The 11,134-nt window shown below is 56.9% G+C and carries 10 protein-coding genes; 9 read left to right on the forward strand and 1 reads right to left on the reverse strand.

The features are described 5' to 3' along the window. Window positions 1–5 precede the first annotated feature (5 nt). Window positions 6–1,298, reverse strand: coding sequence for an ATP-dependent RNA helicase RhlB (rhlB, locus tag C8D90_RS19250; RefSeq protein ID WP_115460095.1), 1,293 nt, complete (start codon window positions 1,296–1,298; stop codon window positions 6–8). A 166-nt stretch (window positions 1,299–1,464) separates the two neighbouring features. Between rhlB and trxA the strand changes: the two genes are divergently transcribed. The 9 genes from trxA (at window position 1,465) to rffC (ending at window position 11,133) form a co-directional block, all read left to right on the forward strand. Next, window positions 1,465–1,791 carry a thioredoxin TrxA gene (gene trxA / locus C8D90_RS19255; RefSeq protein ID WP_115460096.1) on the forward strand — a complete coding sequence of 109 codons (327 nt, stop codon included), beginning with the start codon at window positions 1,465–1,467 and terminating at the stop codon, window positions 1,789–1,791. A 398-nt stretch (window positions 1,792–2,189) separates the two neighbouring features. Beyond that, a complete protein-coding gene (gene rho / locus C8D90_RS19260) occupies window positions 2,190–3,449 on the forward strand; it encodes a transcription termination factor Rho (RefSeq protein WP_115460097.1) in 1,260 nt (419 codons plus the stop codon). 277 nt (window positions 3,450–3,726) lie between these two features. Beyond that, window positions 3,727–4,818 (forward strand): UDP-N-acetylglucosamine--undecaprenyl-phosphate N-acetylglucosaminephosphotransferase, encoded by a 1,092-nt coding sequence (gene wecA / locus C8D90_RS19265; protein ID WP_115460098.1) that lies wholly within the window; start codon window positions 3,727–3,729, stop codon window positions 4,816–4,818. A 44-nt stretch (window positions 4,819–4,862) separates the two neighbouring features. Continuing rightward, window positions 4,863–5,909, forward strand: coding sequence for an ECA polysaccharide chain length modulation protein (gene wzzE / locus C8D90_RS19270; protein ID WP_115460175.1), 1,047 nt, complete (start codon window positions 4,863–4,865; stop codon window positions 5,907–5,909). Between the two features lie 115 nt (window positions 5,910–6,024). Further along, window positions 6,025–7,155, forward strand: a complete 1,131-nt coding sequence (gene wecB, locus C8D90_RS19275) for a non-hydrolyzing UDP-N-acetylglucosamine 2-epimerase (protein WP_115460099.1) — start codon at window positions 6,025–6,027, stop codon at window positions 7,153–7,155. Further along, window positions 7,152–8,414 (forward strand): UDP-N-acetyl-D-mannosamine dehydrogenase, encoded by a 1,263-nt coding sequence (wecC, locus tag C8D90_RS19280; RefSeq protein WP_115460100.1) that lies wholly within the window; start codon window positions 7,152–7,154, stop codon window positions 8,412–8,414. The genes wecB and wecC overlap by 4 nt, the downstream gene beginning before the upstream one ends. Next, window positions 8,411–9,475, forward strand: a complete 1,065-nt coding sequence (gene rffG, locus C8D90_RS19285; protein ID WP_115460101.1) for a dTDP-glucose 4,6-dehydratase — start codon at window positions 8,411–8,413, stop codon at window positions 9,473–9,475. Before wecC ends, rffG begins: the two co-directional genes overlap by 4 nt. A gap of 85 nt (window positions 9,476–9,560) precedes the next feature. Continuing rightward, entirely contained in the window at window positions 9,561–10,442 is an 882-nt protein-coding gene (gene rfbA / locus C8D90_RS19290; RefSeq protein ID WP_115460102.1) for a glucose-1-phosphate thymidylyltransferase RfbA, read from the forward strand. Beyond that, a complete protein-coding gene (gene rffC, locus C8D90_RS19295) occupies window positions 10,420–11,133 on the forward strand; it encodes a dTDP-4-amino-4,6-dideoxy-D-galactose acyltransferase (protein WP_115460103.1) in 714 nt (237 codons plus the stop codon). The genes rfbA and rffC overlap by 23 nt, the downstream gene beginning before the upstream one ends. Window position 11,134 lies beyond the last annotated feature (1 nt).

An 11,134-nucleotide genomic window follows, 5' to 3' on the forward strand; every position in this document is an offset into this window, starting at 1 on the left:
TCTGTTTAGCCCTGCCGTTTACGGTTGCCGCGCATGGCGCCGCCGCTGCGGCGCTGGCCCGTGCCCCCGCGACGCGGTCCGTTGTTGCCGCGGCTGCGTGACAGGCGCTTGGGCGCCGGCAGATCGTTCATCAGCGCTTCGCTGTTGTACTTGCTGACGGGGATGGTATGCCCGATATACTCTTCGATGGCGGGCAGGTTAAGCACGTACTCTTCACAGGCCAGGCTGATGGAGTTGCCGCTTGCGCCCGCGCGACCGGTACGGCCGATGCGGTGGACGTAGTCTTCGCAGTCGTCCGGCAGGTCATAGTTGAACACGTGGGTAACGGCGGGAATGTGCAGACCGCGTGCCGCGACGTCAGTGGCGACCAGAATGTCCAGGTTGCCCTTGGTGAAGTCGTCGAGAATGCGCAGGCGTTTTTTCTGCGCCACGTCGCCGGTCAGCAGGCCCACGCGATGCCCGTCGGCGGCCAGATGGCCCCAGATGTCTTCGCAGCGGTGCTTGGTGTTGGCAAATATGATGCAGCGATCGGGCCACTCTTCTTCAATCAGCGTCTGCAACAGGCGCATTTTCTCTTCGTTGGACGGGTAGAACAGCTCTTCTTTGATGCGGTGCCCGGTTTTCTGCTCCGGCTCCACTTCAATGTATTCGGCGTTGTTCATGTGTTCGAACGCCAGCTCACGCACCCGGTAGGACAGCGTAGCGGAAAAGAGCATATTCAGGCGCTGGGTAACCGGCGGCATGCGGCGGAACAACCAACGGATGTCTTTAATAAAGCCAAGGTCGAACATGCGATCGGCTTCGTCCAGTACGACGACCTGGATCGCGCCCAGATCGATATGACCCTGCTTGGCGTAGTCGATCAACCGGCCGGTGGTGCCGATCAGGATATCCACGCCGTTTTCCAGCACTTTCAGCTGCTTATCGTAGCCGTCGCCGCCGTAGGCCAGCCCCAGCTTCATACCGGTGCTGTGCGCCAGTGCTTCCGCATCGGAGTGGATCTGCACCGCCAGCTCGCGGGTCGGCGCCATAATCAGCGCGCGCGGCTGATTGGTTTTGCGCTCCGCAATGGCAGGGTGCGTCAGTAAATAGTGGAAAGTAGACGCCAGAAACGCCAGCGTCTTGCCTGTACCCGTTTGCGCCTGCCCAGCCACATCGCGCCCGTTGATCGTCAGGGGCAATGCCAACGCCTGAATCGGCGTACAGTTATGAAAGCCTTTCTCTTCAAGGGCTTTGATTACCAGAGGGTTCAGGGCGAAGTCGGTAAACTTCTGTTCAGTCAAGTGTGTTTTGCTCATAATGGCGTAGAGTATCAGTTAACCGTATCTTCACGAAAGTATTGCTTTACGAAAGCGTATCCGGTGAAATAAAGTCAGCACTTTGTTGCTGAGTAAATTGCGCGTGTCTGTCGGACACCGCCTAATACTACACCAACAAGGCAGACTTAATCCCGTGGAGTAGAGCATGAGCGATAAAATTGTTCACCTGAGTGACAGTAGCTTCGAGACTGATGTCCTGAAAGCTGCAGGCCCCGTCCTGGTCGATTTCTGGGCCGAATGGTGCGGTCCGTGCAAAATGATTGCGCCGATCCTGGATGAAATCGCCGCTGAATATGAAGGGAAGCTGACCATCGCCAAGCTGAACATCGATGAAAACCCGGCAACGGCGCCGAAGTTCGGCATCCGTGGCATCCCGACCCTGCTGCTGTTTAAAGACGGCGCAGTGGCGGCCACGAAAGTGGGGGCGCTGTCCAAGACCCAACTGAAAGATTTCCTGGACACCAATCTGTAATCATTACTGCGGACGCCGGCGGCCCTGAGTTTTCTCTCTTGTCCGCTGGACGTCCGGCAATAAGCGTGTTAAGTTTACCGCACTGCACATATTTGAACTTATCCGTAGTTTGAGTCATAAAGTTAGAATCTAAGTTTTACTCTGTTTTGAAACCTTTGTCTGAACTCTGCGTTCCGCTCATGGCGAGCAAACTAAAACATAGGTTTTAAACCGTTCGGCTTTACTTAATTTAAGGCTCCTTTGTGTTCCCGTGATTCACATGGCTAATGCTCATGTTGATCTTATGCGTGATTCATATGCCGGGATAATGAAGGCCCACAAACAGGCATGGATGACCCCTGTCATACCATTCACCGAAACAGTTCGAGATATACCCCGAGTTTAAAGAACCCACCATTATGAATCTTACCGAATTAAAAAATACGCCGGTCTCTGAGTTGATTACTCTCGGCGAAAACATGGGACTGGAAAACCTGGCCCGTATGCGCAAGCAGGACATCATTTTCGCCATCCTTAAGCAGCATGCGAAAAGCGGCGAAGATATCTTCGGCGACGGGGTGCTGGAGATATTGCAGGATGGCTTCGGCTTCCTCCGCTCCGCAGACAGTTCCTACCTCGCCGGTCCCGATGATATCTACGTTTCTCCCAGCCAAATCCGCCGCTTTAACCTCCGCACCGGCGACACCATTTCCGGAAAAATCCGCCCGCCGAAAGAAGGCGAACGCTATTTTGCGCTGCTGAAGGTGAACGAGGTTAACTACGATAAGCCGGAAAACGCCCGTAATAAGATCCTGTTCGAAAACCTGACGCCGCTGCACGCGAATTCCCGCCTGCGGATGGAGCGCGGCAACGGTTCCACCGAAGACCTGACCGCCCGCGTACTGGATTTGGCTTCGCCGATCGGTCGTGGTCAGCGTGGTTTGATCGTGGCGCCGCCGAAAGCGGGTAAAACCATGCTGCTGCAAAATATCGCGCAGAGCATTGCTTACAACCATCCTGACTGCGTGCTGATGGTGCTGCTGATTGACGAACGTCCGGAAGAAGTGACGGAGATGCAGCGTCTGGTGAAAGGCGAAGTCGTGGCGTCAACGTTTGACGAGCCGGCTTCCCGCCACGTTCAGGTTGCTGAAATGGTGATCGAAAAGGCGAAGCGCCTGGTCGAACACAAGAAAGACGTTATTATCCTGCTGGACTCCATCACCCGTCTGGCCCGCGCTTACAACACCGTGGTGCCGGCCTCCGGCAAAGTGCTGACCGGTGGTGTGGATGCCAACGCCCTGCACCGTCCGAAGCGCTTCTTCGGCGCCGCGCGTAATGTGGAAGAGGGCGGCAGCCTGACCATCATTGCGACCGCGCTGATCGATACCGGTTCGAAGATGGACGAAGTGATTTACGAAGAATTTAAAGGCACCGGCAACATGGAACTGCACCTTTCCCGTAAGATCGCGGAAAAACGTGTGTTCCCGGCGATTGACTACAACCGCTCCGGTACCCGTAAAGAAGAATTACTCACGACCTCGGAAGAGCTGCAGAAAATGTGGATCCTGCGCAAAATCATTCACCCGATGGGTGAGATCGACGCGATGGAATTCCTTATTAATAAGCTGGCAATGACCAAAACCAATGATGAGTTCTTCGATATGATGAAGCGCTCATAACGGGCCGTCATTCATACGGAAAGCGCCGGAGAAATTCGGCGCCTTCCGTGAAGGTGTTCAGATTATTCTGGGTTCTTATCGATTGTCCCAACTTATAATGACGGTTAGCCGTCTTTTTTTATTTTAGCCGCTGAATTATTGTAATTAGATTAGGCAAAAAGAACGACTTGGATGACAATAGCACGGTTCTTTCAGGGCCTTGAACCGGCGCTGTATGTAATCTTGGCGTGTCGTAAATAAGCGACACAAAACAGCTGATTGAAAGAGAGCAGTTTCTGTGAATTTACTCACTACGAGTAGCGATCTTTTCGTTGTTTTTCTGTTTTCGCTGGCGTTCCTGTTTTGTGCGCGTAAAGTCGCGAAAAAGATCGGTTTGGTCGATAAGCCGAACTATCGTAAGCGTCACCAGGGGTTAATCCCGCTGGTGGGTGGTATTTCCGTTTATGCGGGAATCTGCTTCACTTTTCTGTTTTTCCAGCCTTACATCCCCCATTTCCGCCTTTACCTGCTATGCGCCGGCGCGCTGGTGCTGGTTGGCGCGCTTGATGACCGTTTCGATATCAGTGTGAAAATCCGCGCCACTGTACAGGCGTTGATCGCCATTGCGATGATGACGGTGGGCGGGCTGTATTTACGCAACCTGGGGCAAATCTTCGGCCCCTGGGAACTGACGCTCGGGCCTTTCGGGTACCTGGTCACGCTGTTCGCCGTTTGGGCGGCAATCAACGCATTCAACATGGTTGACGGCATCGATGGCTTGCTGGGCGGGCTGTCGTGCGTCACCTTTTTATCCATGGGTATCCTGTTGTGGCAGGACGGGCAGCATGATCTGGCTATGTGGTGTTTTGCCTTTATCGCTGCGATAGTGCCTTATATTTTGCTTAACCTGGGGATTTTGGGTCGGCGGTACAAAGTCTTTATGGGGGATGCGGGCAGTACGCTGATTGGTTTCACCGTCATCTGGATCCTGCTGGAAAGTACGCAGGGCAGCGGCCACCCGATGAATCCGGTGACGGCGCTGTGGGTGATTGCCATTCCGCTGATGGACATGATCGCCATCATGTATCGCCGGCTGCGTAAAGGCATGAGCCCGTTTTCACCCGACCGCCAGCATATTCATCACCTGATCATGCGCGCCGGCTTTACCTCCCGGCAGGCATTTGTTCTGATTACGCTGGCGGCAGCCTTGTTGGCGGCGATTGGCGTAACCGGTGAGCGGTTGGGTTTTGTACCAGAATGGGTAATGTTGGTATTATTTTTGCTGGCTTTTGTACTCTACGGTTACTGCATCAAGCGCGCCTGGCGCGTCGCCCGTTTCGTTAAACGGATGAAACGCCGGATGCGGCGGTCGCACCCGCGGGCAGAGTGACCAGGGCAAGCATGTATCATAATTTCAGAGATTCGGGCGTGGTGATGAGATCTAACGAGAACGAGCAACTGATTGATAATGAGCTGGATATCCGCGGATTATGCCGGACGTTGTGGAACGGAAAAGCATGGATTGTCGGCATCGGCGCCTTGTTCGGCGCGGCGGCGTTGGTCGCTTCTTTCCTGATGCAACAGGAGTGGAGCTCAACGGCGATTACGGATAAGCCGACGGTCAACATGCTGGGCGGTTACTACTCCCAGCAGCAATTTTTGCGCAATCTGGACCAGCGCCTGCTGAGCAATGCGGCAGCGCCCGATCTCAGCATCGCTGATGAAGCCTACAATGAATTTGTCATGCAACTGGCGGCGTATGATACGCGGCGCGACTTTTGGCTGCAGAGCAAATACTATCAGGATCGCAAAGAGGGCGACGCCAAAGCGGATGCCGCTTTGCTGGATGAGCTGATCGCCGACATTCAGTTCACGCCGCGCGACATGACCAAAAACGTGAATGACAGCGTTAAGCTGATTGCCGAAACCGCGCCGGACGCGAACACGCTGCTGCGCCAGTACGTGGCGTTTGCCAGCCAGCGGGCGGCGACGCATCTGAACGAAGAGATTCAGGGCGCATGGGCCGCGCGGACGATTTCGCTCAAAGCGCAGGTTAAGCGCCAGGATGAAGTGGCGAAGTCGGTTTATCAGCGCGAGCTGAGCGGCGTGGAGGCTGCGCTGAAGATCGCACAGAAGCAGGGCATCGATACCACCCGCACCGATACGCCCGCTCAGGACGTTCCTGCTTCGGATATGTTCCTGCTGGGCCGTCCTTTGTTACAGGCGCGGCTGGAGTCGTTGCAGGCTTCCGGCCCGGCTTATGACGTCGAATACGATCAAAACCGCGCTATGCTTAACACGCTGAACGTCGGCCCGGTGCTGGACGCCAAGTTCCAGACCTACCGCTATCTGCGCACGCCGGAGGAACCGGTGAAGCGCGACAGTCCCCGCCGGGTGTTTATGCTGATTATGTGGGGCGCCATCGGCGGCCTGATTGGCGCAGGCGTTGCGCTGGTGCGGCGTTCAGGAAAAGCCGCCTGATCGATCCGGCTGAGCGCCGGTGAAACAGTGATGAAATTAAGGGATAGGAGGCCGCGGCAATAAGGATGCCCGGCCTGAAATTTATGTCAAAACCATCAATAAAAAGAGACTCTCTGTGAAAGTGTTGACCGTTTTCGGTACCCGCCCAGAAGCGATAAAAATGGCGCCTTTGGTTCATGCTCTGGCGCAGGACAGCACCTTTGAAGCGAAAGTCTGTGTGACGGCGCAGCATCGTGAAATGCTGGACCAGGTGCTGAAGCTGTTTGATATCGTGCCGGATTACGACCTTAACATCATGAAGCCCGGACAAGGGCTGAGCGAGATAACGTGCCGTATTCTGGAAGGGTTGAAACCGGTACTGGAAGAGTTCCGCCCCGACGTGGTGCTGGTGCACGGCGATACCACGACCACGCTGGCGACCAGCCTGGCGGCGTTTTACCAGCGCATTCCCGTGGGGCACGTGGAGGCCGGGCTGCGTACCGGCGATCTCTATTCGCCCTGGCCGGAAGAGGCGAACCGTAAACTGACGGGGCATCTGGCGATGTACCATTTCGCTCCGACCGAAAATTCCCGCCAAAACCTGCTGAGGGAGTCAATTCCCGACGATCGTATTTTCGTTACCGGCAATACCGTGATTGACGCCCTGTTCTGGGTGCGCGACCGGGTGCTGGGCGATGCGGCGCTGCAACAATCACTGGAGCGTCGCTACCCTTTTCTGGACAAGAACAAAAAGATGGTGCTGGTAACCGGCCACCGCCGGGAAAGCTTCGGCGGCGGATTCGAGCGCATTTGCACCGCCCTGGCCGAGATCGCCCGTACGCATGATGAGATTCAGGTGGTATACCCGGTTCATCTCAACCCTAACGTCAGCGAACCGGTTAACCGTATTTTGCGCGGCATCGACAATATTTTCCTGATCGATCCGCAGGACTACCTGCCGTTCGTGTACCTGATGAACCGCGCCTACATGATTCTGACTGACTCCGGCGGCATTCAGGAAGAAGCGCCCTCGCTGGGCAAACCGGTGTTGGTCATGCGCTCCACGACCGAGCGGCCGGAAGCCGTAACCGCCGGTACGGTGCGGCTGGTCGGAACGGACAGCCAAAAGATTTTGCAAGAAGTAACCCAACTGCTCACGGACAGCAGCGAGTACCACGCGATGAGCCGGGCTCACAATCCCTACGGCGACGGGCAGGCCTGTCAGCGAATTTTGAATGCACTAAAAAATCATCAGGTGACGCTATGAGTTTTGAAACGATTTCAGTTATTGGACTTGGGTATATTGGTTTGCCGACGGCTGCCGCGTTCGCGTCCCGCCAGAAAAACGTGATTGGCGTTGACGTTAACACCCATGCGGTGGAAACCATTAACCGCGGCGCCATTCATATCGTGGAACCTGATTTGGACAAGGTGGTGAAGCAGGCCGTGGAAGGCGGTTTTCTGCGCGCCGTCACCAAACCTGAAGCGGCGGACGCCTTTCTGATTGCGGTGCCGACTCCGTTCAAGGGCGATCACGAGCCGGACCTGGCGTTCGTGGAAGCGGCCGCCCGCTCCGTTGCGCCGGTGCTGAAAAAAGGCGATCTGGTGATTCTGGAATCCACTTCGCCGGTCGGGGCTACCGAGCAAATGGCCGCCTGGCTGGCGGAAGCACGCCCGGATCTGACCTTCCCGCAACAGGCCGGCGAGGAGTCCGATATTGATATCGCATACTGCCCGGAGCGCGTGCTGCCCGGCAAAGTGATGATCGAACTGATCCAAAACGATCGCGTGATCGGTGGGATGACGCCGAAATCCTCGGCCCGCGCCAGCGAGCTGTATAAAATCTTCCTGGAAGGCGAGTGCGTTGTTACCAACTCCCGTACCGCGGAGATGTGCAAACTGACGGAAAACAGCTTCCGTGACGTTAACATCGCGTTTGCCAACGAATTGTCGCTGATCTGCGCCGAACAGGGCATTAATGTCTGGGAACTGATCGCGCTGGCGAACCGCCATCCGCGCGTGAACATTCTTCAGCCCGGCCCGGGCGTCGGTGGTCACTGCATCGCGGTCGATCCGTGGTTCATCGTCTCACAAAACCCGCAGCAGGCGCGCCTGATTCATACCGCACGGTTGGTAAACGACGGTAAGCCGTTGTGGGTCATGGATAAAGTTAAAGCCGCGCTGGCCGATTGCCTGGCGGCGAGCGGCAAACGCGCTGCCGAAGTGAAAATCGCCTGTTTCGGTCTGGCATTCAAGCCGGATATCGACGATCTGCGTGAAAGCCCGGCGATGGAAATCGCCCATATGATCGCCGAATGGCATACCGGCCAGACCTTGCTGGTGGAGCCGAACATTGCACAGTTGCCGAAGAAACTGGTGGGCCATGCCGAGCTGGCGAGCACCGAAGAGGCGCTGCGTCAGGCCGACGTGCTGGTGATGCTGGTGGATCATAAACAGTTTAAGGCCATTGCCGCAGACAGCGTGAAGCAGCAGTTTATCGTCGACACCAAAGGAGTCTGGCGTTGAAACGGATTCTGGTCACCGGCGGGGCCGGCTTTATCGGCTCGGCCGTGGTACGTCACATCATCAACGACACCGACGACAGCGTAGTGGTGGTGGACAAGCTGACGTATGCCGGCAACCTGGAGTCGCTGGCGCCGGTAGCGGGCAGCGATCGCTATGCGTTCGAGCAGGCCGACATTTGCGACCGTGCGGCGATGGAGCAGATTTTTGCCCGTTATCAGCCTGACTGCGTGATGCACCTGGCGGCGGAAAGCCACGTCGATCGTTCTATCGACGGCCCGGCGGCGTTCATTGAAACCAACGTTGTGGGTACGTATACCTTGCTGGAAGCCGCGCGCCATTATTGGAACCCTCTGGACGCGGAGCGCAAATCGCGTTTTCGCTTCCACCATATTTCCACCGACGAGGTTTACGGCGATTTGCATGGCACGGACGATCTGTTTACCGAAACCACGCCTTACGCGCCGAGCAGCCCTTATTCCGCCTCCAAGGCGTCCAGCGATCATCTGGTGCGCGCCTGGCTGCGGACGTACGGCTTGCCGACCCTCATCACCAACTGTTCCAATAACTACGGCCCGTATCATTTCCCTGAGAAGCTGATCCCGCTGACCATCCTGAGCGCGCTGGCCGGAAAACCGTTGCCGGTATACGGCGACGGCGCGCAGGTGCGCGACTGGCTGTATGTGGAAGATCATGCTCGGGCGCTGTACCAGGTGGTGACGCAGGGTGTAGTGGGCGAAACGTACAACATCGGCGGCCACAACGAACGTAAAAACATCGACGTGGTACGCACCATCTGCGCGCTGCTGGAAGAACTGGCGCCGCAGAAGCCGGCCGGCGTTGCCCGGTATGCCGATTTGATCACCTTCGTGACCGATCGCCCCGGCCACGATATGCGCTATGCCATTGACGCCGGTAAAATCGAGCGTGAGCTGGGCTGGAAACCGCAGGAAACGTTCGAAAGCGGGATCCGTAAAACCGTGTTGTGGTATCTGCAAAATGAAACCTGGTGGCGCCGGGTGCAGGACGGTTCCTACGCCGGCGAGCGTTTAGGTCTGCAATAAAGAGACAAACGGCGCCGGTGCGTCGTTTGAACGAGCCTAACCGCGTACGGCCCGTTAACGGCCGGGCGTGGATCAAGGAGGCATAATGAAAGGCATTGTTCTGGCCGGCGGCTCTGGCACCCGGCTATACCCCATAACGCGCGGCGTATCGAAGCAACTGCTGCCGATTTACGACAAGCCCATGATTTACTACCCGCTGTCAGTGCTGATGCTGGCGGGTATCCGCGATATCTTAATCATCTCTACCCCGGACGATTTACCTTCTTTCCGCCGCCTGCTGGGCAATGGCGATGAGTTCGGTATTCGTCTCAGCTATGCCGAGCAACCCAGCCCGGACGGACTGGCGCAGGCGTTTCTGATCGGCGAAGAGTTTATCGGTGGCGACGCCTGTAGTCTGGTGTTGGGCGACAACATCTATTTTGGTCAGGCGTTCAGCCCGAAACTGCGCAGCGTGGTGGCGCGGGATAAAGGCGCTACGGTATTCGGCTACCAGGTGATGGACCCGGAGCGTTTCGGCGTTGTGGAGTTTGACGACCAGTTCCGCGCCCTTTCCATCGAGGAAAAACCGGTTAAGCCCAAGTCTAACTGGGCCGTCACCGGGCTCTATTTTTACGACAGTCAGGTGGTCGACTTCGCCCGGCAGGTTAAGCCGTCGGCGCGCGGCGAGTTGGAGATCACCAGCATCAACCAGATGTATCTGGAGCGCGGCGAACTTAACGTCGAGCTGCTGGGACGCGGCTTCGCCTGGCTGGATACCGGTACGCACGACAGCCTGATTGAAGCCAGCACGTTCGTGCAAACCGTTGAGAAACGTCAGGGCTTCAAAATTGCCTGCCTGGAAGAGATCGCCTGGCGCAACGGCTGGCTGGATGACGCCGGCGTAGAGCGCGCGGCGCGGCAGTTGTCTAAAACCGGCTACGGCACTTACCTGATGGATTTGCTCCATGTGCGTCCACGCCAGTATTGAAGCGCTAGCCTGGGAGAGCGAATTCTTTCACCGCCGCTGCGCCAGGCTGAATTTTTCCGCTGACGCCCCCGTGATTGATGCGTCGCAGTTGGCTGCATTTGACGTGGTGCAGGCGAAAATTGCGGCGAATCAGGTAGCGCTGGCCGATGCGCTGGCCGATCTGAACTTTCGTCTGGTCGAGGGCGAGGTCGATCTGGCCGTCTCAATTGGCACGGAAAATGCAGAAATCTCCGCGCCAGAACGACAGAACGTGCGTCTTGCCGGCGAAGGAGATATTTCCTGGCTGAAACAGCAGGCGGCTCAGGCATTTGCCCTGAGTCGTTTTCGTGCGCCCTGGTATCAGAACGGCGACAGCGGCCGGTTTTATGCGCTGTGGGCAGAAAAGGCGGTGTTGGGCACGTTTGATCATCGCTGCCTGATCGTCGGTGACGAACAAGGCGCGCCTCAGGGGTTTGTGACGCTGCGCGATCTGGACGGCGATGACGTCCGCATCGGGCTGCTGGCCGTCGCGCCCGGAGCCGCCGGCCGGGGCGTGGGCGGGCAACTGATGGGCGCCGCCACGGCCTGGTGCCGGCAACATGACAAAAGGACACTGCGGGTCGCGACGCAAACCGGTAACGTCGGCGCCCTGCGGCTTTATATTCGCAGCGGTGCGCAGATAACCAGCACCGCATATTGGTTATACAGGTGAA

It is taken from the genome of Enterobacillus tribolii (assembly GCF_003363015.1).
GTDB classification, from domain to species: Bacteria; Pseudomonadota; Gammaproteobacteria; order Enterobacterales; family Enterobacteriaceae; genus Enterobacillus; species Enterobacillus tribolii.

Excerpts from the sequence above, each read along its gene's own strand:
- rhlB (WP_115460095.1), bottom strand. The coding sequence starts at position 1,298 with ATGAGCAAAACACACTTGACTGAACAGAAGTTTACCGACTTCGCCCTG.
- trxA (WP_115460096.1), top strand. The coding sequence starts at position 1,465 with ATGAGCGATAAAATTGTTCACCTGAGTGACAGTAGCTTCGAGACTGAT.
- rho (WP_115460097.1), top strand. The coding sequence starts at position 2,190 with ATGAATCTTACCGAATTAAAAAATACGCCGGTCTCTGAGTTGATTACT.
- wzzE (WP_115460175.1), top strand. The coding sequence starts at position 4,863 with ATGAGATCTAACGAGAACGAGCAACTGATTGATAATGAGCTGGATATC.
- wecC (WP_115460100.1), top strand. The coding sequence starts at position 7,152 with ATGAGTTTTGAAACGATTTCAGTTATTGGACTTGGGTATATTGGTTTG.
- rfbA (WP_115460102.1), top strand. The coding sequence starts at position 9,561 with ATGAAAGGCATTGTTCTGGCCGGCGGCTCTGGCACCCGGCTATACCCC.
- rffC (WP_115460103.1), top strand. The coding sequence starts at position 10,420 with ATGTGCGTCCACGCCAGTATTGAAGCGCTAGCCTGGGAGAGCGAATTC.